The organism is Roseburia faecis (genome assembly GCF_001406815.1).
Taxonomy (GTDB): Bacteria; Bacillota; Clostridia; order Lachnospirales; family Lachnospiraceae; genus Roseburia; species Roseburia faecis.
Map to the genome: position 1 here is coordinate 40745 of NZ_CVRR01000008.1, position 24055 is coordinate 64799.

Here is a 24055-nt window from a genome sequence, read left to right on the forward strand (position 1 = left end):
CAATGGTTTATGAGGGAACATACGGTATTTTTTCTGTAGCATTGGTGATTACCATTGCGTACAGTTATGCAATGGAGAAAAATGAATCGCTGGAAAATGTCGTTATGTATGTGGTTGTGGCACTTGCCGCATTCAGCGCACAGCTGAATCTGGGAACAGAAGATTTTGATGTGGCAGGACTGGGAACGACCGGATGTTTTGCGGCAATGTTTATCGGTTATTTGTCCTGCATGGCATTTTCAAAGCTGCGCAGATGCCATAAACTGATGCTGGAACAGTATACCGCGGGGATGGGGGGAGGCTGTGTCTTGGCAATCCGTACACTGATTCCACTCGGTATTGTTGCAGCCGGTTCGGGAGGCTTGAATCTGCTTATTGGCAGAATTACCGGAATCTATGGATGTTATCAGTGGTTTAACCATATTTTCTATGCAGCATGTCAGAATATTGCAGATTACAGTAATTTCCTTTCCGGACTGCTCTATACGTTCGCGGTAAATCTGATGTGGTTTTTCGGTTTGCATGGAAGCCATATTCTGGAGGCAGTGGCAGTCCATAATTTTGGTGTCACAGGAAATGTTGTTTTTTCAAAGGCATTTTACGATGTGTATGTGGCAATGGGAGGCTGTGGCACAACGGTCAGTGTCCTGATCGCATTGCTTTTGTTCTTCCGCAAAGAACGTACCGGAAAGCTGGCAGGGCTGGCATCATTTACGGTAGTCTTTAATTTAAATGAAATGCTTACATTTGGTATTCCGATCATATTAAATCCGATTCTGCTGGTTCCGTTTGTCCTGACACCGGTGGTGTGCTATTGCCTGGCATATGCAGCAACGGTATGCGGTTTCCTGCCGGTTCTTACCCATGAAGTAGTATGGTCGACACCGGTTGGTATCGGTGGCTATCTTGCCAGCGGTTCCTGGAAGGGAATTGCCGTGCAGGCAGTGGGAATTCTGGCAGGGATATTGTTTTACCTTCCGTTCCTGAAAATAAATCAGAGGATGGAGGTATATAAAGCCAAGCGTCATGTTCAGGTTCTGATACACGAATTACAGGAAAAGGAAGAACAGATTGACCAGCCGGTGTTTTTGACGCGCGGAGACCATATCGGAATGATTTCCCGTATGCTCCTGCTTGATTTAAAGCATGCGATCAAGAATAAAGAACTGTATATGCTTTATCAGCCACAGGTATACAGCGATGGTATCTGTATTGGTGCTGAGGCACTGCTGCGCTGGAACCATCCAGTATATGGTATGATATATCCACCACTTATTATTTATCTTGCAGAGGCGGGAAAGGTATTGCCGGAACTGGAACAGTTTATCATTGATGAGGTTACGGATGGGATTGTGCAGACGCGTGCACAATATGATTCGGATTTTAAAATTTCCGTAAACATTACCGCGCACTCCCTGTTGTGGGACATTGAGGGATATATCCGGCAGACAATGGAACAAAAAGAGATAGATGCCCATATGCTCTGGATTGAAATTACAGAACAGGATATCCTTCTGCAGACGGATGTGGTTGTCCGGAAACTTGAAGAACTCAAAAAGCAGGGGCATAAGCTTTTGATTGATGATTTCGGCATGGGACATACTTCCCTGCTGTACCTGCAGTCAGAGTATTTTGATGTGGTCAAGCTGGACGGTTCACTGACCCGCCCGCTTTTGAAAAGCCATACGAATCAGAAAATTGTGCGTTCGATTATTGAACTGGGACAGGAACTTGGGGTAAATGTAATTGCAGAGTTTGTGGAAAACAGGGAGCAGAGAGATCTACTGGATACGCTGGGCTGTCATTGCTATCAGGGATACCTGTATGCAAAACCACTGGAACTGGAGGAGTTTATTACTTATATGAAACAGATGAACGAGAAGTAGCGGGCTGTTTTTTCAAAAATCTCCTATGATATTTACAAAAATTTCTCTTGTTTTTTTGAAGCTCTGGATATATGATGATGACAGGGAAATTGTTACAGCACAAAAGCCATTTCAGAAAGGATGGACGGAAAATATGAGAAAGAAGTCACATATTTCACTGGCACGTTATATTGTAGCAAACACAGAGGACGAAGGGCTGAAAAAACACTGGCTGTCGTTTTATATTGGAAGTGTCCTGCCGGATTGTAAGCCATCTTTTATCTATAAAAGGCATGAGATTACCGGTACATTTCCAAAACTCAGGAAGGATATAGATGCATTGATCCATGGAAAAGAGAACCGTTTTCCAAAACGGAAGCGGATGTATTACATGAACCTGGGGGAGATCACGCATTACGTAGCAGATTATTTTACCTTTCCGCACAATAAGATTTATCCGGGAGGATTTAAAGAACACTGCGCTTATGAAGAACATCTCAAACATGAACTCCGCGCCTTTTTAAAGACGGAGGCACCGAAGGTGTTGAATGAATGCGGGCATCGGCAGTTTGCCAGCCAGGAGGCACTGTTTGATTATATTCAGAAAATGCATGATAAGTATTTAAGCAGTAAGATTGATACTGCAAAAGACATTGAGAATATTGTGCTGGTCAACAAACAGGTGGTGGATGGCATCGATTATCTGTTTTTAAAGAATCATATGCAGCATAGGGTTGCATAGAAGGAAAGCAGTCGGAAACCCGGCTGTTTTTCTGCGTTTACGGACACTTATAGGATTGACAAATTTTTGACAAAGTGTTACGATTATCCCATATGAAACTGTCGATGATTCGTGACAATCAGGTACATATACCGTTACGAAAGACATTTAGGATTAGGAGGATTTATACAATGAGTGAGTTCAAGAATTTAACTCTGGAAGTAGCTGACGGAATCGCTGTATTAGCAATCTCCAGACCAGCAGCATTAAATGCATTAAACAGTGAGACTCTGGATGAGTTAAACGTATGCTTAAGCGAGATCGAAGCAAACGATGATATCAAAGCAGTCATCTTAACCGGCGGTCCGGACAAGAAGGGCAACGAGTTCAAGTCATTTGTAGCTGGTGCAGACATTGCCGAGATGGTAAACTTTACAGCTCCGGAAGCACGTGCATTCGGAATCAAGGCTTCTGAGCCATTTTTCAAACTGATGAATATGCGTCAGGTTACGATCGCTGCAGTCAACGGATTTGCATTAGGCGGAGGATGTGAGATCTCTATGGCATGTGATATCCGTATCGCAAGTGAGAATGCAATCTTCGGACAGCCAGAGTGTGGTCTTGGAATCATTCCTGGATTCGGTGGTACACAAAGACTTGCCCGTCTGGTAGGTATGGGACGTGCAAAAGAAATGATCTTTACCTGCGACAACGTAGATGCAAACGAAGCATACCGCATCGGTCTTGTAAATAAGGTAGTTGCAAAAGAAGAGCTTATGCCAACAGCAAAAGCTATGGCTGCAAAGATCATCTCCAAGGGAAGCTATGCCGTATCTGTTGCAAAGGCTGCAATCAACAATGGTTATGACATGGATATCAAGAACGCTGTTGAGATGGAAGCTAACCTGTTTGGCGTTGTCAATGATACACATGACAAGAAGGAAGGCATGGGTGCTTTCTTAGAGAAGAGAGCTGCTACATTGACAGATTTCTAAAATCATACAGAGGGCGATAAGGGGCGATATGAGAAATCATATCGTCCTTTTTTGCCATATTTCAGGATAGGGAAAATGGAATTATATTAGACAATCTGGTGAAATTAGGTTATTATAAATAATAAGGGAGTTACCCTAAAACAGGAGTGTTATAGAAATTATTATTAAATGGAGGTTTAACGTCTTCATGGATAAACTATATATGATCTTATTATGCCTGATGATAGTACCAATTCTTATTTGTATCAAATATTCCAGAAAAATAAAAAGTGATGTGGCATCTTCCATTGTGAAATGCCTCATTTTTGCAATTGTTACTATCCTTAGCAATGGTTTGTCTGCTTTTTCAGGAAATGAAACATTTTCTTATATAATGGAAGCACTTTATCGGTTTTCCTTTGATCTGATGCTGATATATGTATTGCAGTATTCCCAGCAGTATACGCGTGTTTTTCACGAGGTTTCACCGTTTAAAAAGGGGTGTTTCATAATTGCATATCTGGATGGAATTTTACTGTTTTTAAATATAATTTTTCATAACGTATTTACGATAGAAACCGTGCGATTCCCGAATTTTGATATGTATCATGTAGCCGACAAATCCATTATTTTTTACTTTCACTATGTGTTTGCATATGGTCTGGTATTTTGTATTATTGCATCGTTTATAATCAAAATTATACAGATACCGGATTTTTACCGTAAGAAATATTTGCCGATACTTGTGTTAATATGTGTGATCACGGTATCAAAATTTATATGTGGAATTTCAGAATTTCCGATTGATGTGTCGCTTCCTTTTTTTGTATGCGCAGCAATACTGATCTGTTACCTGACGCTGTACCGTTCTTCGCGTGAACTTGTAGATAAAACACTGTCCATCGTTGTAAATGAAATGAATAACGCTGTGATATGTTTTGATATAAATAATGAATGTGTGTATGCCAATGAGCGTGCATTGAAAATATTTAACAGTTCACTGGATTCCCTTTCCGGGATCTCGGAGGATGTACAGGGCTGGATAAAAGAACATGACACCAACAATTCGGCCTCCCTTGAATGGAGTGGTCAAACCATTATTGATAACAAAACCTATTATTTTGATATCGAATACAGAAAACTGTTTGACAAAAAGAATGAATACATAGGTTTTTTCCTGAATCTGATTGATAATACGGAGAAACATATTGCGTTTGAAAAAGAAAAATACCTTGCAACACATGATACGCTTACCGGATTGTATAATAAGAATTATTTTGCCCAGAAAACATCGGAAATTTTAAATGAAAATCCGGATAAAGAGTGGCTGCTGATCTGTTCCAATATCAAGGATTTTAAACTGGTCAACGATCTCTTTGGTCTTGAAAAAGGAAACGAAGTCCTTAAAATGGAAGCAGATCTTCTTAAAGCACAATGTGGGGAAGGGAGCGTCTATGGACGCACCGGTGGTGATAAATTTTCAATATGCATCCCAAAAGAAGAATTTAAAGAGCAGGATTTTATGGATGCGATACAGACCATGGGGCATGCATTTAACAATGACCTGTATCATCTTCATATTTATGTCGGTGTTTATGAAATCACAGACCGGAATGAAGATGTATCTATTATGTGTGATAAAGCCAATCTTGCAATAAAGACACTGGGGGAAAACTATGATAAATCAATTGCATACTATAGCGACACGATATTTCATGATACCGTTGCTGAAAAGCAGCTGGTGGGGGATTTTGATAAAGCACTTGCCGAAAAACAGTTCTGCATGTATTTACAGCCACAGGTGACATCGGAAGGAAAATTACTGGGGGCAGAGGCTCTTGTCCGATGGCAGCATCCGAAACGCGGTCTGATTTTTCCGGGGGATTTTATTGAAGTTTTTGAAAAAACAGGTCTGATTTACCGGCTTGACCGGTTTGTGTGGGAACTTGCCGTACAAAAACTTGCACAATGGCAGAAAGCCGGGCGGGACGATCTGTATATATCCGTAAATATTTCGACCAAGGACTTTTACTATATGGATGTATATGAAACAATTACCAGTCTTGTTGAAACCTATAAAATCATTCCTTCCACACTGAAACTGGAAATTACGGAAACCGCAATTATGACCGGAACCGCAGGGGAACTTGAAATGATTGAACGGTTCAGAAAATCTGGCTTTCAGGTGGAAATAGATGATTTCGGAAGCGGCTATTCTTCATTTAATACGCTAAAGGATATGGACGTGGATGTGCTGAAAATAGATATGGGATTTTTAAGGACAACCCGGCCGGAACGCTTAGAGAGAAGTATGTCCATTATAAATACGATCATTTCACTCACCAAAACACTTGGTCTTTCCGTTATCACGGAGGGCGTTGAAACAAAGGAACAAATTGATAAGCTTACACAAATGGGATGCGGAATATATCAGGGGTATTATTTTTCAAAGCCGATTCCGGTAGGTCAGTTTGAAGATACCTATCTGTAAATTTATCCGGTATAGTTTCAGGCTTAAGATAGTGTGTCACGGTAGAGACGCTGATATTTCGCCGGAGTGGTGTGTAATTCTTTTTTGAAGGCACGGATAAAGGCCTCCGGATTTTCATAGCCGAGCGTATCGCGGATGGCGGCAACTGATTTGGTGGTGTTGCGCAGCATGTGCTCGGCTTTTTGTATGAAGAAGTCATGAATGGTCATTCTAAAATCCGGAATAAAGGTATTGCCAACATATTCAGTCAAATGGGACTTGTTGAGGCATGGGGAAGCGGAGCTATCTGGATGTGTCCGGGGATTACCGGTAATAGTTGTCATTGCCTCAAAAGTTTATTTCAATCCTGATTTATAATATGCAGCTTGTGGCAAAAGAGCACGGCTGTCTGGGTTCTTCCGGTGGGAATACAACCGGAAGGTTTGAGAATCCGTTTGTTACAATACCGTCTGCATACCAGACACTTGATTCTTTTATGAGAGTGAATGGGCTGGTTCACACCGAAAGTGGAGTGATTCCATGCTATGAGACGAATGGGGAAAGCATGGACATCTATATTGCGTGTGAGTAAAACGGTATGGGGGATCGGGACTCGGCAATATAATTGTTTTTTTAAGCGTAATCCGTTATACTAGATGCATAGTATAGCGGATTATTTTTTGGAGGTACTTATGGGAAGATTTTTGAATCCAGATAACGGGGCTTTTTCAGAGGCAGTCAATTCAGAAATTTATATTGATAAAACCCGTTTGCTGGAATACATCAACCGGGTGATAAATACCACATCAAAATTTATCTGTAACAGCCGTCCGAGACGTTTTGGAAAGTCCATGACTGCAGACATGCTTTCCGCTTATTACAGCAGGGGCTGTGATTCCAAAGAGCTCTTTAAAAATTATGAGATAAGTACAGTTTCATCATATGAAAAGAATCTTAATAAATATGATGTGATCCATTTTGATGTACAGTGGTGCATGATGGATGCCGAAGATACAGATCATGTTGTAGATTATATCAACGAGGGAATTTTACAGGAACTGAGGGAAGCATACGGACAGATCATTCCGGATGCGGTCAGGACTGCTTATGGGGCAATGTCCTATATCAAAGCGGCTACGGGCAATAAATTTGTTGTCATCATTGATGAGTGGGATGTTTTGATTCGAGATGAGGCACAGAATCATACATTGCAGGAGACATATATTGATTTTCTCAGAGGAATGTTTAAAGGCACAGAACCTTCCAGATACATTGCGTTAGCATATTTGACGGGAATTTTACCGATTAAGAAATTAAAAACGCAGTCAGCGCTCAACAATTTTGAAGAATTTACCATGCTCGATGCAGGACGGATGGCTCCTTACGTCGGGTTTACAGAAGAAGAAGTCCACGGACTGTGTGAACAATACGGATGCAGTTATGAACAGGTGAAATCCTGGTATGATGGCTATTTATTAGAGGATTATCAGGTATATAATCCGAAGGCCGTTGTCAGTGTCATGTTAAATGGAAAGTATAAAAGTTATTGGTCAAATACCGGAAGTTATGAGACAATTGTGCCACTGATCAACATGGATTTTGATGGCTTGAAATCTGCAATTATCGAGATGTTGTCGGGTGCATCCGTAGAAGTGGATGTGACATCCTTTCAGAATGACACGGTAAGTTTTGCAAATCGGGATGATGTGCTTACGTACCTGATTCATTTGGGATATCTGGCTTATGATCAGGACAGCCGGCATGTTTTTATTCCGAATGAAGAAATCCGGCACGAGTTAAATCATGCAGTGAAACGTACCAGGTGGAATGAGATGGTGACATTTCAAAAAGAATCGTTAGCGTTATTAGATGCAACGCTGGAAAAAGATGGAATGGAGGTTGCAAAGGGGATTGAGAAAATTCATACCGGGTATTCTTCAACGATTATGTACCATGATGAAAATTCGCTCAGCAGTGTACTTACGATCGCATACTTAAGTTCCATGCAGTACTATTTTAAACCCATCCGGGAATTGCCGACCGGCCGTGGTTTTGCGGATTTTGTTTATATTCCAAAACCGGAATATAAAGCTGATTATCCGGCACTGGTTGTGGAACTGAAATGGAATAAAACTGCGGATACCGCCTTACAACAGATAAAAGACAGAAAGTATCCGCAATCGTTAGAGCCATATACAGGAAATATTCTGCTCGTAGGAATCAATTATGATAAGAAGACGAAAGAACATTCCTGTGTGATTGAAAATGATAAAAAGCAATAAGCGTTAAGCTTCGTCTTTTTGCAGGATTGAAACAAATCCCACATGCTGATCCATCCAGTTTCCGATGATCGCAATTCCTTTTCCCATAGATTTTGTGTGCATTGCACACGGCTGCGATTATAGTCCTTTTTTCACAGATTTTCAAGTGGGGGTAAATAGTAATAGTATTAAGAAAAAGGCTGACAGTCCGTGCGCTCTGTTATATACTGTTGAAAGAACAAAAATCGCAACATGAACAGAACAGGAAGAAACCAATGGAAGAAAAAATCATGCATCTTCTGATCACGGAAGACGATATGGCACTCGCACAGGGACTGCAGCGCGCATTACAGGAGAAAAACCGGCAGGTGCTATGCTGTAAAAATATACAGGAGACCAGACAGCATCTGCATCAGAACCAGACAGATCTGCTGATTCTCGATGTAAATCTGCCGGATGGAAGCGGTTTTGATCTGCTGCAGGAGATCCGCAGAACCTCGGATCTTCCGGTGATCTTACTTACGGCAAACGATCTGGAAATGGATATTGTAAGCGGACTGGAGCAGGGAGCAAATGATTACATCACAAAGCCGTTCAGTCTGGCGGTACTCCGGGCGCGGGTAAACACCCAGCTTCGGAACTGGACGGCGCAGATGCAGAAAGAAAGCGCAAAAAATACACAGATCTGGGAGGGCAGTATCTGGAAGTTTGATTTTACAAATATGCGTTTTACCGTAAGCGGACAGGAAGTGGAGTTAAGTAAAACCGAGCAGAAACTTCTGGCGCTTCTTGTGCAGCATGTGGGGATGACCGTGCCGCGGGAAACTTTGATGGATCGCATCTGGATCGATGGCGCGGTGTACGTGGATGAAAACGCGCTTTCGGTTGCCATCAAGCGGCTGCGGGATAAATTACAGGCAAAGGAGCAGATCCGGACCGTGTATGGGATCGGATATGTATGGGAAGTATGATCGGATATTTTGTAATTATATTGCTTGCGGCAGGGAGTGTGCTTGCAGCAGCACTTTTCTTCAGACACCGGCAGAAACAGGTAATGGATGGACTTTCCGATATGCTTGAGGCGGCGATAAACGGCACCTTTTCCGAGACCACATTTGATGAGTCGCGGCAGTCATCGCTGGAAAACCGTCTGGCGCAGTATCTGGCGGCATCGGAACTTTCGGTGCGAAGCATAGACGTGGAGAGGGAAAAAATCAAGGAACTGATTACAGATATTTCCCATCAGACGCGAACGCCGCTTTCAAATATTTTATTGTATACGGAACTGCTGGAGGAAGAACCGCTGGGGGAAGCAGCACAGGATTCCGTAAAAAAGCTGCGGCAGCAGAGTGAAAAATTACAGTTTTTAATGGATGCGCTTGTCAAACTTTCAAGGCTTGAGACAGGCGTTTTTGTGTTGCATCCAATCCGGCAGCCGCTGACAGAACTGGTGGTAGACGGTATGGAAAGTTACCGGGAAAAAGCAGCCGCCAAAGGACTTGCGATTGCGTTTTCCGGGACGAAAAAAGCAGAGGAAGACGCACCGGTTTATGCGTACTTTGATAAGAAATGGTCCATGGAAGCACTGGGAAATATTCTCGATAATGCGATCAAATATACGAACACAGGAGGGATTACCATAAAACTCTGTTCCTATGAACTGTTTGCCTGCGTGGAAGTGACGGATACGGGAATCGGCATCGGTGAGGAGGAGCATGCGGCGGTATTTGGGCGTTTTTACAGGGGAAACGCGGTTGCCGAAAAGAGCGGTGTGGGGATCGGACTGTATCTGGCACGTTCTATCATGCAGCAGCAGGGCGGATATATCCGGCTTTCGTCCACGCCGGGGGAAGGCTCAACGTTTGGGCTGTATTTTCCAACGGCAATTGTGTCAAAACTGTAAGAATCTTTTGTTTCCGGGACAGATTCTCGAAAGAATTCTGTGCGACAATCTTAAAAGAAGGCAGGAAATGCCAAATCAGGAGCAAAAGGAGATTACAGGATGGTCATTTTGGAAACCAGAGATTTGAAAAAACAGTATGGCACGGGGGAGACCGCCGTGCACGCGCTGGCGGGGGTAAACCTGTCAGTGGAAAACGGAGAATTTGTCGCGGTGGTAGGAACCTCCGGATCGGGAAAATCGACGCTTTTACATATGCTTGGCGGACTCGACCGGGCAACATCCGGCAAAGTCTATGTGGACGGCAAAGACATCTTTGCATTAAAGGATGAAGAACTGACGATTTTCCGCAGAAGAAAAATTGGATTTGTCTTTCAGTCCTTTAATTTAGTTCCGGTGCTGTCTGTCTATGAAAACATTGTGCTGCCGCTGCAGCTTGACGGAAAAACCGTGGACAATGCATTTATCGGGGAGATTGCAGAGGCACTCGGACTGAAAGAAAAATTAAACGTGCTGCCAAACCAGCTTTCGGGAGGACAGCAGCAGCGCGTGGCGATCGCGCGGGCACTCGCAGCCAAACCGGCGATTTTATTAGCAGATGAACCGACCGGAAATCTCGACAGCCGTACCTCACAGGATGTGATGGGGCTGCTCAAAACAACCAGCACCAAATTTGCGCAGACCATTGTGATGATCACACACAACGAGGAGATCGCACAGCTCGCAGACCGGATCATTCGTATCGAGGATGGACGGATTGTGACAGGGAAAGCAGGTGAGGCATTATGATGCAGGTAAAAAACCGTGCCTGTGTGCGTACCGTTGCCGTGCGCAGTCTGCGGGCTTCGAGAATGAGAAACCGGATCGCTGTGATTGCAATTATGCTGACCACGATGCTGTTTACCGCGCTGTTTACGATTGCAATTTCCATCAATGATTCGTTCCAGCAGTCCAACTTTCTTATGGCCGGAGGCGATGCGCACGGGTCTTTTAAGAAACTGACGGAAGAACAGATGGAAACCTTAAAAAAAGATCCGCTCATTCGGGAGACAGGTGCGCGGTTGTTTTTAGGAATGGGAACCGGGGATGCATTTCGCAAGACACAGGTGGAAGTCAGCTATATGGATGCGCATGAAGTAAAACATTATTTTTGCACACCAACGCACGGACATCGTCCAAAAGAGGGAAGCAATGAGGCGATGACAGATACCCGGGTGTTAAAACTGTTAGGAGTACAGCCAAAAATCGGCACCAAATTTACCGTGACGTATCAGATCGGAGGAGGTCAGTCAGAACCGAAAACGGTGACGCAGGAGTTTGTTCTCTCCGGCTGGTGGGATTACAACGGAGTTTCCCAGGCAAGCAATGTGATCGTGCCGGAAAGTTATGTGAAAAAGACATTGCAGCATGTGGATATCGGGGAGGATGAAGAGAGTGGAAAATGGTCACTTGACGTTATGTTTGGGAATGCACTTCATATCGAAAAAGATATGCGGCAGGTGATCAGAGACTGTGGATTTCAGTCAGAAGATGCTTCAAAACCGGGCTATATTGCATTTGGTGTAAACTGGGGCTATACCGGTGCGCAGTCGAGCAGCAATCTGAATCCGGAAAGCATTGCAGCCATTGTGGCATTGCTTGTGCTTATTGTATTTACCGGCTATCTGGTCATTTACAATGTGTTTCAGATTTCTGTCACCAACGATATCCGTTTCTACGGACTGTTAAAAACGATCGGCATGACCGGGCGGCAGCTCAAGCGGATCATCCGGCTGCAGGCAGTCCTTTTATCAGGCATTGGAATCCCGGCGGGACTTCTTCTGGGATTTGGAATCGGCGTGGGACTGGCACCGGCTGTCATGGCACAGACGAGTTACACGACAGCGGTTATAAAATTGCATGCGTGGGTATTTGTGGGAGCAGCACTTTTTTCACTGGTCACCGTATTTTTATCCTGCAATAAGCCGGGGCAGATCGCTGCAAAGGTATCCCCGGTCGAAGCGGTGCGCTATACGGAGGCAGACTGTGGCCGAAAAAAAGCAAAAGCGGAAAAAAAGCCGGCGTCTTTGGGGCGTATGGCATGGGCAAATGTGGGACGAAACCGGAAGAAAACGGTTCTTGTTGTCATTTCCCTCTCCCTTGCGGTTGTTCTTTTAAATCTGACCGTTATGTTTGCAAATGGATTTGATATGGATCTGTATTTGAAACACTTCTGTGTGAGCGATTTTATGTTTGCCAATGCGGATTATTTTAACGTGCAGAAACGATTTCGTTTTTCCGATGAAGCGGTGGAAGATTCTGCAATGCAGACCGTGCTCGCGCAAAATGGCATCAAAGAGAGTGGGTGTGTCTACGGGCAGACAACCTGGGTTTTGGAAAAAATAAAGAAAAAAGATATGCTGGCGTATTTTACATCCATGGGACATACCATGACAAAAGAGCAGGAAAAGGGTTATTTCAATTGGAAGGAACAGGCAGATGATGGCAGTTATTATGACGATATTCAGTTGTATGGAATGGATGCATTCCCGCTTCAGAAAGTAAAGGTGCTCAAAGGCGATGTCGCGTCACTGGATCAGGAGAATGCCATTGCGGCAGTCTATATGCAGGATGATTATGACAAAAAAGTTGATCACAGTAACTGGGCCGGGGTGGGCGATCAGGTGACACTCAGGTATGTAAACAGTTGGAAATATTTTAATGCAGAGACTGGAAAAGAGATCCCGGAGGAAGAGATTGACAGCTACGAAGGTGCATGTGACGTGGAAGCAGATGATTATACACAAAAAACCTATACGGTGGTGGCGGAGATTCTGGTGCCTTCCGCGATGAGCTGCCGGTATTATGGATCACCGCAGTTTGTGCTTGGAAGCGATACGTTTATCAAAGATACCGGGACAAAAGATGTCATGCATATGATGTTTGATATGAAAAACAATCAGAGTGCAAGAGCAATGGAAAGTTTTTTGAAAAATTATACGGAACAGGTCGAGCCGCTGTACAGCTATGAATCGAAATTTTCCTACGAAAAAGAGTTTGATTCGTTCCGTGGGATGTTTCTGCTGCTTGGAGGTGTTCTCTCCGGTGTGATCGCCGTGGTCGGAACATTAAATTTCCTGAATGCCATCCTCACGGGGATGATTGCAAGACGCAGGGAGTTTGCTGTGCTGCAGTCGGTTGGCATGACCAGACGCCAGTTGAAGCGGATGCTCGTGTATGAGGGACTGTTGTATACGTTTGCGGCGATTGTCATTTCGCTTATTCTTGTTGTGGCATCTGAGCCGTTTATGGGAAAGATGATTGAAAAAATGTTCTGGTTTTTCCGGTTTCAGTATACCATCGGTCCGGTCGTGCTTGCGGCACTGATCTTTACCGTGATCGGCGCGGGGGTTCCGCTTGTGGTCTATTGTGTGGTTGGAAAGCAGACGATTGTGGAGCGGCTGAGGGAGACGGAGTAAAAAAGAATAACAAAACATTTCCGAATAAAGCCTGAATCCATGTGGCATAAGAAGCAATTCATTCGGTTACTTTGCTTTTCAGGACAGATGTGATATCTGCCGAAAGCGTTGCTGAATGTTCCACAAACAGAGCAATAAAAATAAATATTTCTTTAATTTTGAAACCATACTATTTACATAAATGAAGCCGTAAGGTAATCTTAAAAAATATGTAAAATATGCGGATCATAAGAAAGAGGTTTATGGATGAGGAAGAAACGGATCATAGTTATAATTGGCAGGATGTTTTGTGGCGGAGCGTTTAATCTATGGAACAGACAGAATAAAACCAAAACGGCAATGAAATTATCAGCTGTTGTTATGCTCCTGTGCCTGATGCTGGGGGCATGTGCACAGAAACAGAAGATACCGGCTGCAACTTATATGGGAGGAAACCATACCATTACAGAAATTTGCAAAGAACTGGATACCGCGGGAGCTTCCCATGTAGATACATTCCGGGAATGGGTAACTGATTTTGCAGATTCGGCCGGGAAGAATGCAAAGCTTGAGGATGTCTGGTCTGATCCGGAAAACATGAAAGCAGATATCGGCAAATGTATGGATGGCTGGGAACAGAATCATGATTACTCCGACACGGACTGCAGAATGACAGCCTTTCTCTTACTGGATGGTCTGCTTCACGCAGAATCAACGGAAGACAATTATGAAGGTACTTATCTAATGTTTGATACAGAAGCAATAGATAATGTGGAAAGGTATGAAACCATAAAAGAGAACCGGGATATGTTTACCACACTCTATGGAGAAAAGAGTGTTGCAGATAAAAAACATCCGGAAACAGCATTTTCGGATAGTTGGAAACATTATGGATTTCAAATAGACAGTGACAGGATATCGCTCCTTAGTATCGTGATATATGACCCGTATTCGGATGTTACTTTCGTGGGTCATACAGGTATCCTGATAAAGGACAGGGACGATTACTTATTTGTAGAAAAGATTGCATTTGAACAGCCATATCAGGCAACAAAGGTGAAGACGGTGGATGAATTGCTCAATATTCTGTCATTGAGACCGGAATATTTCGGAGAAGAGGGAGAAGCCGGACCGTTTGTTTATAATAATGGGGAATATATTGGAACATTAAAGGCGAAGGCATAGTAGCAAAAAACATTTGACATACCGGAAATATTCCTCTATAATCGTTCTAAAAAGAACGATGAAGGAGGAAGAGAAGATGTACTTCTGGGATAAGCATAAAACAATTACAAGTTATTATGAATTGCTTTCCGGAGAGGTATGTGACCGGTATGGGCTGACACAGATGGAATACGATATACTTATGTTCCTTCATAATAATCCGCATCACAATACCGCAGCAGAAATAGTAAAGGTTAGAAAATCAACGAAATCCCATGTTTCAACTTCGTTGAAAAAATTGGAAAATAAAGGACTGGTTGAAAGAATACAAAGTAAGGATAATAAAAAGCATATAGAGATTATTCTGCTGGATCGGGCGGAACTTATAGTGGCGGCAGGAATTAACGCACAGAAACAGTTTGCAGGAAATGTTTTAAGCGGATTGACAGAAGAAGAAAAGCACATGTGTATCCAGATATTTGACCGGATCTGCAATAATGCGGAAGAACATTTAAGGGAATACAAGGAAAAAACGAATGAAAACGAATCCCTGGATATGAAGAGTACCGGGAATCATTTGTTTTACAGTCAATTGATGGAAAAGGAGCAGGATTAAAAGGATGGAAGAGAACAATTACAAACCACAGATTCCGGATGTGATGGAAGCAATCTTTGATGCTGCGTATCTGATTTTCGATTTAGTTGCCGCAATTTTATTTTTTACATTTTCAAAGGGAAATATCTTATTTGTACTTTATGGAATATTAACATTGACACTTTGCGGAGGGGATGCTTTTCATCTGGTGCCAAGAATTATAAGGGCAGTGCGTGGAAGCGATGAGAAGATAAAGAGGCAGCTGGGAATTGGATTGCAGGTATCGTCTGTTACAATGACGGTGTTTTATATTATTTTAATGTATGTCTGGAAATTTACATTTCCGGAAATGATAATACCGACAATAGTGGAAGCGGTCGTGTGGATATCAGCGGTTGTCAGAATTGTGATATGCATGTTCCCACAGAACAATTGGTGTACAGATGAAGGAAATATGAAATTATCAATTGCCAGAAATGGTGTCTTTGCGGTGACGGGGATCGGAGTGATTATTCTGTATATCATTTCCGGGAATGCAAATGGGTATGGTATGACAAGAATGGTTGCGGCGATCATTCTTTCTTTTGGCTGTTATCTGCCGGTTACTTTATTCAGTAAAACGAAACCAAAGGTGGGATTATTAATGATTCCAAAAACCTGTGCATATATGTGGATGATTGCAATGGGACTACAACTGTTATTTTAAAAACAAAAAAATTATAGAGGCAGGGTATTATAATGAAAATGGAAAAATTTGTAAAGCTTATGACGGGACATTTTGATAACAGAGAACAATTTACAGAAATGAAATCTGCAGGAAAATTATTTCCGTATGCCCGACATGTGAATACAGTCTGTAATGATAAGATAAATAATATTCCGGAAAATTTTACCGGAATATTTATGGTAGAAGAAAGTTATTATGAGACGGATGGAAAATGCCATGCATCACCGCATTTATTTCTTATTACGGATTGTGACGGTGGAATTATGCTTTCTTCCTACGAAATTCCGGCAGGAGAAGACAAAAATACGTTTTCTTATGCTTCCATGAAGAACGTAGAATATAGTGACCTGAAAAGATCTGAGAAGTTTACCCCGGCATTGTATCAGGAAAAGGATGGTGTCTGGGAAGGGGGAAGTGTGAGTCAGTTTACCCCTGTGATGACATTCCGGTTATGGGAGAGATTCTCGGAGACATGTCTGGAGGTGTCCGAAAGTATGGAAGTGAATGGAAAGAAAACTTTCGGATATGATGTGCCGGTTATTTATAAAAGGGAACGAGGTGCCTGACACCAGTTCCGTGGGAAGCATAGATGCTGAAACGGTAGCGCTTGCACGATCAATTAAATAAGCACTAGATAAAAGAGTCATCCATCTGGATGGCTCTTTTATTGATCCTGATATCTGCGCGGATTTCGACAAACAGCTCTTATGGTAAATTTAAAGAAATTAAAAATTTTTATATCGCATGGTTTTCTTTTTCTGCTTGACAAATACCATTTGATTGTTCCTATACTTTTTTGAAAATTCTGGTATTTCTTTAGGTATGAAAAAGTTCATAGAAAATTCAGTTGATTCCGTAAAGTTCCTCGCTTATAATGATATTGAGGCAGAGAGCCTTTTGCGGAATCTTAGAAGTGTTATGCACAATACAAAAGGAGGGATGCCGACTTGAATACAGAAATAGCAAATGCTGTGAATGCAGCAGGAGATAAGGCACAATATGATACTCGTGTTAAAAGGTTACTGGCACAGAAGATTATATTAGCACATATTCTGGTGAAAACAGTCGATGAATTTAAAGGAATGAAGCCGGAAGATGTTGTGAAATACATCGAAGGCGAACCGAGTATTAGCGTTGTTCCGGTTGAGCCGGGATTAGCAAATATGGAAAAAACAGATGCTGCAGGACAGCGTATCGTAGGTCTTAATACGGAAAATGCTGAAATTAATGAAGGATTAGTCAGATTTGATATTATTTTTTATGTCCGCATGCCATCCGTAGATGACACAAAAAATGGACTTTCGCAGATTATTGTGAATATTGAGGCTCAGAAGGATGAGCCGACGGAATATAAAATTTTAAATCGGGCAATCTTTTATGTGAGTAGGCTGATTTCGTCACAAAAGGAAAGAGATTTTGTAAATACTAACTACGACGACATTAAGCAGGTATTCAGCATATGGATATGTATGAACATGGATGATAACAGCTTAAGCCACATCCATTTGACAAAAGATGAGATGTTAAAACCATGTAACTGGAAAGGTAATCTCGATCTGTTAAATATTGTGTTAATAGGAATCACAAATGAGATTCCGGAACATGATGAAAAATATGAAATGCACCGCCTGATTGGGACTTTGCTTTCAGGCGAATTGAAAGAACAGGAAAAATTGGATATTATAGAACATGAATATAATATTCCAATCAGTCAAGAATTTAGAGAGGATGTGAGAATTATGTGTAATCTGAGTACAGGAATTGAAGAAAGAGCTACTGAAAGAGCTACTGAAAAAACAAGCGAAAAGTTTATTCTGAATATGTATAAAAAGGGTTATACATTGGATCAGATCGCAGATGTAGCTGAAACAGGTGTTGATGAAGTTGAGGCGATTATTAAGAAGAAAGAGCCTGCAATGGCGTAAACATCATGGTAAAATAGTTTAAAATGAAGATGCGGCAAAATCGTCAACAGGTTGTTGAGGAGTTGCCGCTTCTTTGAATTTTATGTTATTTTGATAAATCTTAGTCTGGCATAAATTGTTGCCCCCATTCGCACATAGAGTCCAATAAAGGAATCAGTGTCTTGCCTAACTCGCTTAAGCTGTACTCTGTTTTTGGAGGAATTACAGGATATATTTTTTTAATGATTAAGTTATCGTTTTCAAGTTCGCGTAACTGCTGAGCCAGCATTTTATCAGTGATAGCTGGAATTTTTTTGTGGATTTGGTTATACCTTAGCGTGTTGTTGCCAAGATGATACAATATAACGGCTTTATATTTTCCACCAATTTTAGATATCGTTGCATCAACAGGACAATTATATTTGTTTTGCATTTTTACATTTTACACTTTCTTTTTAGTTAGTATATTACAAAAAAGTACGTTCTTGTCTTTTTTATATCGAATCCATTATAATCAAATTGTCTAGACAATACAATCATAATTTTAAGGAGATTTTACAGAAATGAATATTTTAGATATTGCAAAACAGCGTTTTTCAGTAAGAAACTATCTGACTAAAGAGATTTCACAGGAGACATTGGAGACAATTTTAGAAGCAGCTCATGTAGCACCAACCGCAGCAAATATGCAGCCTGTTAAACTATTGGTTGTAAAAAGCGATGAAGCAAAAGAAAAACTGGCAAAGGCAGCCAATATTTACAGTGCTCCAGTTGCAATCATTGTGTGTGCAGATACGGATAAAGCATGGACGCGTCCATTTGATGGGATGAAAACAACGGATATAGATGCGTCAATCATTACCGATCATATGATGCTTACAGCTACAGAACTTGGCTTGGGCTCTGTTTGGATTTGTTACTTTAAACCAGATGTGATAAAAGAAGAATTTAAACTTCCGTTGGGACTTGAACCAATCAATATATTGGCGATTGGATATACGAATGAGAAAGCAGATGCAAATAGACATGAATCCCAGCGTATACCAATGAAAGAATTTGTTTCATTCCTTTAATATAAAAATTATATATCAGCTCAAATTGCAGATGTAACAGAAAAGAGCATATCTGAAATTGAGAAAATTGTAAAGAAAGAGCCAGCAATGGCGTAAATATCATTAACGAAATAATAAAAAATAAGAGACGGCAAATCGTCAACAAGTTGTTGATAATTTGCCGTCTTTGTTGGTATATGGGAGTTATTCCTCTTTTTTTCTAGCCCTTGTCTTATAGACATTATACTGATTCTTGCATTTCGGAGAGCAGAATTCATTTCCCTTACGGCTTGCGATAAATGCCCTGCCACAGTGCTTACACAGCTTCATATCGCAGTCAGAATCCGTAAGCATAAAAGAAAAGCACATCTGGATCATGACGAGCAGGGAATGGAAGTTCCATACGATAACAGGGGCATTTTCCGCTAATGCGATATGGTAAGTCGGGGATATGCCGCCAAATGCAGACATACCCTGACGATACAGGTTTTTTGTCTGTTCATCCAGACTGTCATAGTCCATATAGTATAAGAAACTTGTGGTAAAGGTAAATGCCCAGTCGGAAAATTCTTTCACCAGCCAGTCATAGCGTTCTGCATATTCCTTCTGAAAACTCATCGTAACAGCCTGTGAATTCTTTCCCGTTGCAAGTGCGATTGCAATGCCATTCCGCATTGGTGGTGATGAATTTGTTGTATTTGCCGGCATGACACAAAAACAGGTTGAGTCAACCCTGCTCGAATTAAAGCATACAACAGAGAAGTAGTCTGGGACAAAGGTTGACAGAGTGAGTATCTCTGTTGGATATGCTCTTACGGAAGACCATAAAGAATTTTCTATTGAGGAGCTTGTGTATCATTAAGACAACAGGGAAACAAATTCCACACGCTGATCCATCCAGTTCCCGATAATTGCAATTCCTTTTCCCATGGTAAAAGCTGCAACAATGGTTCCGATGCCAAGTCCCATGATATGTCCGAGACAGAAGAACGTCATACATGCGGTAATAACCAGACAGGTTACATCAAAACCGATTTTGATGCGGGCATAGGGAACCTTTGTGATGTCTGCGGCTTCCCGCGGAAACAGATCGGTTGGGATGATCGGCAGTTTGCAGCGGTTTGACAGCGCAATTCCAAAACAGATGATAAGATAACTCAATACAAAGTAGAGGATGCGAAGTGGTATATTCAGCGGCAGCCGCGTAATCCACAGTTCATGCAGATCCATCATCTCTCCAAACGCAAACCCTACAACAAAACTAAATAAATAGGATGGGACAAATTTTTTTCGCATAATCATTAGAATGCAGATCAAAAGTCCTTGAAACAGGTAAGTCCAGGTGCCGAGTGTCAGTTTCGGGAAAACCTGTTGAAACGCATACGGCACGCTTGAAATGGCGGAGATTCCGGAGCCGGACTGAAGCATCAGAAGGACACCGAGGCTGTTAATGATAACGGCAAGGACAAGTGCTGCCTCACCACGTAAGATTTTTTTCTGTTGTTTCATGATAATAGTGCTCTTTTCCGATAGATTTTGTGTGCATTGCACACGGCTGCGATTATAGTCCTTTTTTCACAGATTTTCAAGTGTGGGTTATGTAATGGATGCATTTCCAGTGCAGAAGGTAACCGATTGTGGAGAGATTGCGTGAAACAGAATAAATTCTGATAAAATTTCTTGCAAAGTAGGTTTCCTTGTGGTATATGGTATTAAAACGGTTAAACTATGGAAACAGAAACGAAGAAAAGAGGGCAATCACAATGTGTACAGCAGCAACATACAAGACAACGGATTTTTATTTTGGACGTACCCTGGATTATGAATTTTCCTATGGGGATGAAGTGGCAGTCCTGCCACGGAATTATGCGCTTACCTTCCGGCATATGGGTGTATTAAAAGCGCATTATGCGATCATCGGTATGGCATATGTAGTGGGCGATTATCCACTGTATTATGATGGAATCAATGAAAAAGGACTGGGTATGGCAGGGCTTAATTTTGTCGGCAATGCCGTGTATCAGAAAATTGAAGAAGGGCGGGAAAACATCGCACAGTTTGAATTTATCCCATGGATTTTAGCACAGTGCGCTTCGGTTTGTGAAGCAAGAGAAAAGCTGGAGAAGATGAATCTGGTAGGAACACAGTTCAGTGAGCAGCTTCCGGCGGCACAATTACACTGGATGATTGCGGATGAAAAGGAATGTATTGTAGTAGAATGTATGGCGGATGGATTGCATATATATGACAATCCGGCGGGAGTTTTGACGAACAATCCGCCATTTCCGCAACAGATGTTTTTGTTGAATCAGTATATGCATCTGTCACCGAAGCAGCCGGTCAATGCGTTTTCCAAGCAGCTTCCTCTGGAGCAGTACAGCCGCGGCATGGGAGCACTGGGCTTGCCGGGAGATTTGTCTTCTGCTTCACGGTTTGCCCGTGTGGCATTCACCCGGCTGCATGCGATGTCGGGTGAATCCGAAAAAGAGAGTATCAGTCAGTTTTTTCATATTTTAGGTTCGGTGGATCAGCAGCGTGGCTGCTGTGAGGTGGCAGATGGCAAATATGAGATTACGTTGTATACTTCCTGCTGTAATGCAACAAAGGGTATTTATTACTATACGACATATGAAAATCATCAGATTACTGCTGTGGATATGCATCGGGAGAATCTCGATGGGGAAACGCTGGTGCATTACCCAATTGTGACAGGAGAACATATTTTGTGGCAGAATTAAAAGGGTGACATACACGAGGAGATGGAAAGGGAAGTTTGAAATGAAATATATTCCGTTAATCATAATATTACTTCTGATTCTGGCAATTTTGGTTTTGATTTTTTACGGAGTGTACCGTGTGAAACGTTTTTCCAGACAATTGTTTGGCACAGATGATATTTTGCAGGGCGTAAAAAAAGCGCAGGAAGATCTGTCAACAACACCGCGTTCGGTATCGGCAATGACAAGAATTGCCCTGCCGCAGATCGTTTCCAATTTTCCGGATTTTGAGTACAATGAAATGAAGCAGCGTGCAGAAAATGCCCTGATGCAGTATTTCGAGGCAGTAACGGCACAGGATGTAACAATTTTACAGGAAGGAAATGAAGATTTGAAAGAACAGCTTCGTTCACAGATTCGCGCATTGGTCTCACAGGAAAAATGGGAACATTTTACGCAGGTAAAGATTCATCAGACGGAGATCGCCCGGTATCGGAAAGAAGCTGGCCGTTGCATCGTGACATTCCAGTCGGCGGTGGAAAGTTTTCATTATGTGACAGATGCAGCACATGCCGTGGTGCGGGGATCGGATCATATCTTAGAGCAGAGCCGCTATAATGTTGATCTGGTTTATATTCAAAATCGTGACCTTGCCAAAGGAAATACCGATGGAGCGCTTGGAGTCACATGTTCGAATTGTGGAGCACCGATCACGAATCTCGGAGCTAAATTCTGTGAGTATTGTGGCGCCGGTGTTGTGGAGTTAAATGTACACGCATGGTCTTTTGAAAATATTGAGGAAGCATAACTGTTTTGTATTTATTTGCAAGCATAGGTGAAATTGTTTTTAGTCTGCTTGCGTTTGCTGTGATATTGTGTTAAAGTACATATTGTTCTGAATATGAGAACCAGAGAGTGATGACAGAAGTCACACGAAGGGGTACACCACCGCGGGTGTAGCTTTCTTTGTGTGGCTTTTTTTGTTGCAATAATAAGTGATTGCGAAACTTTTTCCAGATTCTTCCGTAATCGCCTAAATAATTTCAAAATAAAAAGGAGGTCTTACATGGTACATATCAATGGAAAAGACATAGATGTGGCAGGGCAGTCCCTGATGGATTTTTTAAATGCAAATGATTATGAGATGGGTACGTTTGTTGTGGAATGCAATGAAGAGATTATTCATAAAGAGGATTATAAAACATATATCCTCAGGGATGGTGATGTTATAGAAGTTGTCCAGTTTATGGGGGGTGGCTGCGGTACATCTCTGATGTATCGCTCCATAATGTAGCGTTGGTCCATTTGCGAAGCAAATTTTTCAAATCATAGGAAATTCCTTCCTATGATTCAAAAACGCTCCGCGGGGATGCGCAGCTCGCGGAGTTGAAGGTTATGTTGAACATACCGCTCGCGCGCGAAAGTGTGCGGTCAAGCGCACACTTTATTTAAAGAAAAATACCAGAGAGAATACAAGAAAGAAGGAAGAAAAAATGAAGAATGACACATTTACATTAGGAGGGAAAGAATTCTCCTCGCGTTTTATTTTAGGATCAGGAAAATATTCCATGGAGCTGATCAAGGCTGCCGTTGAAAACGCCGGAGCACAGATTATTACATTAGCAGTGCGCCGCACCAACACAAAGAAAAAAGAAAACATTCTGGACTTTATCCCGGATAACGTAACATTGCTTCCAAACACTTCAGGTGCAAGAGATGCAAAAGAAGCAGTCCGCATTGCGCGCATGGCAAGAGAACTTGGATGCGGAGATTTCGTAAAGGTTGAGATTATGAAAGACAGTAAATATCTGCTGCCGGATAATGTGGAGACCGTAAAGGCAACCGAAATGCTGGCAAAAGAAGGATTTGTGGTGCTTCCATACATGTATCCGGATCTGTATACCGCACGTGATCTGGTCAATGCCGGAGCCGCAGCTGTTATGCCATTGGCGTCTCCGATCGGTTCTAATAAAGGTCTGGCAACGAAAGAATTTATCCAGATTCTGATTGATGAGATTGATCTGCCGGTAATTGTGGATGCCGGAATCGGAAGACCTTCCCAGGCATGCGAGGCAATGGAGATGGGAGCTGCCGCAGTTATGGCAAATACCGCAATTGCAACAGCCGGAGATGTCCCGGTCATGGCGGGTGCATTCAAGGCAGCCATTGAAGCTGGAAGAAGTGCATATCTGTCGGGACTGGGCCGTGTACTTGAACGTGGTGCTTCCGCAAGTGATCCGCTGACTGGATTTTTGAGAGACTAGGGGG

At 42.2% G+C, this 24055-nt stretch carries 24 protein-coding genes; 20 read left to right on the top strand and 4 right to left on the bottom strand.

Annotated elements, in window-relative coordinates; all coding sequences use genetic code 11:
• The first annotated feature begins 2 nt into the window (after window positions 1-2).
• The 4 genes from M72_RS04295 (at window position 3) to M72_RS04310 (ending at window position 6051) form a co-directional block, all read left to right on the top strand.
• Window positions 3-1886, top strand: a complete 1884-nt coding sequence (locus tag M72_RS04295) for an EAL domain-containing protein (RefSeq protein ID WP_055067315.1) — start codon at window positions 3-5, stop codon at window positions 1884-1886.
• 25 nt (window positions 1887-1911) lie between these two features.
• The gene (locus M72_RS04300) at window positions 1912-2607 is read left to right on the top strand and encodes a zinc dependent phospholipase C family protein (RefSeq protein ID WP_261291789.1); all 696 of its coding nucleotides are present in this window, start codon (window positions 1912-1914) and stop codon (window positions 2605-2607) included.
• Between the two features lie 170 nt (window positions 2608-2777).
• Window positions 2778-3581 carry an enoyl-CoA hydratase-related protein gene (locus M72_RS04305; RefSeq protein WP_022046269.1) on the top strand — a complete coding sequence of 268 codons (804 nt, stop codon included), beginning with the start codon at window positions 2778-2780 and terminating at the stop codon, window positions 3579-3581.
• Between the two features lie 187 nt (window positions 3582-3768).
• Window positions 3769-6051: an EAL domain-containing protein gene (locus M72_RS04310; RefSeq protein ID WP_055067316.1), complete on the top strand. Its 2283-nt coding sequence runs from the start codon at window positions 3769-3771 to the stop codon at window positions 6049-6051.
• 23 nt (window positions 6052-6074) lie between these two features.
• Here M72_RS04310 and M72_RS16260 read toward each other — a convergent pair whose 3' ends face one another.
• A complete protein-coding gene (locus tag M72_RS16260) occupies window positions 6075-6374 on the bottom strand; it encodes a helix-turn-helix domain-containing protein (protein WP_082413776.1) in 300 nt (99 codons plus the stop codon).
• A gap of 35 nt (window positions 6375-6409) precedes the next feature.
• Here M72_RS16260 and M72_RS04315 point away from each other — a divergent pair, with 35 nt between their 5' ends.
• The 11 genes from M72_RS04315 to M72_RS04365 all read left to right on the top strand — a co-directional run bounded on the left by M72_RS04315 (window position 6410) and on the right by M72_RS04365 (window position 18039).
• Window positions 6410-6622 carry a hypothetical protein gene (locus M72_RS04315; RefSeq protein ID WP_155208456.1) on the top strand — a complete coding sequence of 71 codons (213 nt, stop codon included), beginning with the start codon at window positions 6410-6412 and terminating at the stop codon, window positions 6620-6622.
• 100 nt (window positions 6623-6722) lie between these two features.
• Complete coding sequence (locus tag M72_RS04320) at window positions 6723-8312, top strand: AAA family ATPase (RefSeq protein WP_055067318.1); 1590 nt, start codon at window positions 6723-6725, stop codon at window positions 8310-8312.
• Between the two features lie 254 nt (window positions 8313-8566).
• Entirely contained in the window at window positions 8567-9262 is a 696-nt protein-coding gene (locus M72_RS04325; protein WP_082413777.1) for a response regulator transcription factor, read from the top strand.
• Window positions 9250-10194 carry a sensor histidine kinase gene (locus M72_RS04330; protein WP_243251977.1) on the top strand — a complete coding sequence of 315 codons (945 nt, stop codon included), beginning with the start codon at window positions 9250-9252 and terminating at the stop codon, window positions 10192-10194. The genes M72_RS04325 and M72_RS04330 overlap by 13 nt, the downstream gene beginning before the upstream one ends.
• A 99-nt stretch (window positions 10195-10293) precedes the next feature.
• Window positions 10294-10980, top strand: coding sequence for an ABC transporter ATP-binding protein (locus M72_RS04335; protein ID WP_022046372.1), 687 nt, complete (start codon window positions 10294-10296; stop codon window positions 10978-10980).
• On the top strand, window positions 10977-13649 hold the full coding sequence (locus M72_RS04340) for an ABC transporter permease (protein WP_261291790.1): 2673 nt from the start codon (window positions 10977-10979) through the stop codon (window positions 13647-13649). The genes M72_RS04335 and M72_RS04340 overlap by 4 nt, the downstream gene beginning before the upstream one ends.
• A 339-nt stretch (window positions 13650-13988) precedes the next feature.
• Complete coding sequence (locus M72_RS04345; protein WP_055067345.1) at window positions 13989-14813, top strand: DUF4300 family protein; 825 nt, start codon at window positions 13989-13991, stop codon at window positions 14811-14813.
• Between the two features lie 76 nt (window positions 14814-14889).
• Window positions 14890-15408 (top strand): MarR family winged helix-turn-helix transcriptional regulator, encoded by a 519-nt coding sequence (locus M72_RS04350; protein ID WP_022046369.1) that lies wholly within the window; start codon window positions 14890-14892, stop codon window positions 15406-15408.
• Window positions 15409-15412: 4 nt separating this feature from the next.
• On the top strand, window positions 15413-16093 hold the full coding sequence (locus M72_RS04355) for a hypothetical protein (RefSeq protein WP_055067319.1): 681 nt from the start codon (window positions 15413-15415) through the stop codon (window positions 16091-16093).
• A gap of 29 nt (window positions 16094-16122) precedes the next feature.
• Window positions 16123-16680 (top strand): hypothetical protein, encoded by a 558-nt coding sequence (locus M72_RS04360; RefSeq protein ID WP_055067320.1) that lies wholly within the window; start codon window positions 16123-16125, stop codon window positions 16678-16680.
• A 381-nt stretch (window positions 16681-17061) separates the two neighbouring features.
• The gene (locus tag M72_RS04365; protein ID WP_055067321.1) at window positions 17062-18039 is read left to right on the top strand and encodes a hypothetical protein; all 978 of its coding nucleotides are present in this window, start codon (window positions 17062-17064) and stop codon (window positions 18037-18039) included.
• 100 nt (window positions 18040-18139) lie between these two features.
• On the opposite strand, the gene M72_RS04370 is transcribed toward M72_RS04365, so the two are convergent.
• On the bottom strand, window positions 18140-18451 hold the full coding sequence (locus tag M72_RS04370; RefSeq protein ID WP_055067322.1) for a winged helix-turn-helix transcriptional regulator: 312 nt from the start codon (window positions 18449-18451) through the stop codon (window positions 18140-18142).
• A gap of 130 nt (window positions 18452-18581) precedes the next feature.
• Between M72_RS04370 and M72_RS04375 the strand changes: the two genes are divergently transcribed.
• Entirely contained in the window at window positions 18582-19091 is a 510-nt protein-coding gene (locus tag M72_RS04375; protein ID WP_055067323.1) for a nitroreductase family protein, read from the top strand.
• A gap of 183 nt (window positions 19092-19274) precedes the next feature.
• Here the strand turns inward: M72_RS04375 and M72_RS04380 are convergent, their stop codons facing one another.
• On the bottom strand, window positions 19275-19745 hold the full coding sequence (locus M72_RS04380) for a recombination protein NinG (protein WP_055067346.1): 471 nt from the start codon (window positions 19743-19745) through the stop codon (window positions 19275-19277).
• Between the two features lie 183 nt (window positions 19746-19928).
• Window positions 19929-20579: a DUF6198 family protein gene (locus tag M72_RS04385; RefSeq protein ID WP_055067324.1), complete on the bottom strand. Its 651-nt coding sequence runs from the start codon at window positions 20577-20579 to the stop codon at window positions 19929-19931.
• A 254-nt stretch (window positions 20580-20833) separates the two neighbouring features.
• Between M72_RS04385 and bsh the strand changes: the two genes are divergently transcribed.
• The 4 genes from bsh (at window position 20834) to M72_RS04405 (ending at window position 24051) form a co-directional block, all read left to right on the top strand.
• Window positions 20834-21808 carry a choloylglycine hydrolase gene (gene bsh, locus M72_RS04390; protein ID WP_055067325.1) on the top strand — a complete coding sequence of 325 codons (975 nt, stop codon included), beginning with the start codon at window positions 20834-20836 and terminating at the stop codon, window positions 21806-21808.
• Window positions 21809-21848: 40 nt separating this feature from the next.
• Window positions 21849-22595, top strand: coding sequence for a zinc ribbon domain-containing protein (locus M72_RS04395; protein ID WP_055067326.1), 747 nt, complete (start codon window positions 21849-21851; stop codon window positions 22593-22595).
• Between the two features lie 258 nt (window positions 22596-22853).
• Window positions 22854-23081: a sulfur carrier protein ThiS gene (thiS, locus tag M72_RS04400; RefSeq protein ID WP_055067327.1), complete on the top strand. Its 228-nt coding sequence runs from the start codon at window positions 22854-22856 to the stop codon at window positions 23079-23081.
• A gap of 199 nt (window positions 23082-23280) precedes the next feature.
• Window positions 23281-24051, top strand: a complete 771-nt coding sequence (locus M72_RS04405; RefSeq protein WP_055067328.1) for a thiazole synthase — start codon at window positions 23281-23283, stop codon at window positions 24049-24051.
• Window positions 24052-24055 lie beyond the last annotated feature (4 nt).

Bases quoted from the DNA above. Each gene is read 5' to 3' on its own strand.
- M72_RS04295 (WP_055067315.1), top strand. From the start codon at position 3: ATGGTTTATGAGGGAACATACGGTATTTTTTCTGTAGCATTGGTGATT.
- M72_RS04300 (WP_261291789.1), top strand. From the start codon at position 1,912: ATGATATTTACAAAAATTTCTCTTGTTTTTTTGAAGCTCTGGATATAT.
- M72_RS04305 (WP_022046269.1), top strand. From the start codon at position 2,778: ATGAGTGAGTTCAAGAATTTAACTCTGGAAGTAGCTGACGGAATCGCT.
- M72_RS04310 (WP_055067316.1), top strand. From the start codon at position 3,769: ATGGATAAACTATATATGATCTTATTATGCCTGATGATAGTACCAATT.
- M72_RS16260 (WP_082413776.1), bottom strand. From the start codon at position 6,374: ATGACAACTATTACCGGTAATCCCCGGACACATCCAGATAGCTCCGCT.
- M72_RS04315 (WP_155208456.1), top strand. From the start codon at position 6,410: ATGCAGCTTGTGGCAAAAGAGCACGGCTGTCTGGGTTCTTCCGGTGGG.
- M72_RS04320 (WP_055067318.1), top strand. From the start codon at position 6,723: ATGGGAAGATTTTTGAATCCAGATAACGGGGCTTTTTCAGAGGCAGTC.
- M72_RS04325 (WP_082413777.1), top strand. From the start codon at position 8,567: ATGGAAGAAAAAATCATGCATCTTCTGATCACGGAAGACGATATGGCA.
- M72_RS04330 (WP_243251977.1), top strand. From the start codon at position 9,250: ATGGGAAGTATGATCGGATATTTTGTAATTATATTGCTTGCGGCAGGG.
- M72_RS04335 (WP_022046372.1), top strand. From the start codon at position 10,294: ATGGTCATTTTGGAAACCAGAGATTTGAAAAAACAGTATGGCACGGGG.
- M72_RS04340 (WP_261291790.1), top strand. From the start codon at position 10,977: ATGATGCAGGTAAAAAACCGTGCCTGTGTGCGTACCGTTGCCGTGCGC.
- M72_RS04345 (WP_055067345.1), top strand. From the start codon at position 13,989: ATGAAATTATCAGCTGTTGTTATGCTCCTGTGCCTGATGCTGGGGGCA.
- M72_RS04350 (WP_022046369.1), top strand. From the start codon at position 14,890: ATGTACTTCTGGGATAAGCATAAAACAATTACAAGTTATTATGAATTG.
- M72_RS04355 (WP_055067319.1), top strand. From the start codon at position 15,413: ATGGAAGAGAACAATTACAAACCACAGATTCCGGATGTGATGGAAGCA.
- M72_RS04370 (WP_055067322.1), bottom strand. From the start codon at position 18,451: ATGCAAAACAAATATAATTGTCCTGTTGATGCAACGATATCTAAAATT.
- M72_RS04375 (WP_055067323.1), top strand. From the start codon at position 18,582: ATGAATATTTTAGATATTGCAAAACAGCGTTTTTCAGTAAGAAACTAT.
- M72_RS04380 (WP_055067346.1), bottom strand. From the start codon at position 19,745: ATGCGGAATGGCATTGCAATCGCACTTGCAACGGGAAAGAATTCACAG.
- M72_RS04385 (WP_055067324.1), bottom strand. From the start codon at position 20,579: ATGAAACAACAGAAAAAAATCTTACGTGGTGAGGCAGCACTTGTCCTT.
- bsh (WP_055067325.1), top strand. From the start codon at position 20,834: ATGTGTACAGCAGCAACATACAAGACAACGGATTTTTATTTTGGACGT.
- M72_RS04395 (WP_055067326.1), top strand. From the start codon at position 21,849: ATGAAATATATTCCGTTAATCATAATATTACTTCTGATTCTGGCAATT.
- thiS (WP_055067327.1), top strand. From the start codon at position 22,854: ATGGTACATATCAATGGAAAAGACATAGATGTGGCAGGGCAGTCCCTG.
- M72_RS04405 (WP_055067328.1), top strand. From the start codon at position 23,281: ATGAAGAATGACACATTTACATTAGGAGGGAAAGAATTCTCCTCGCGT.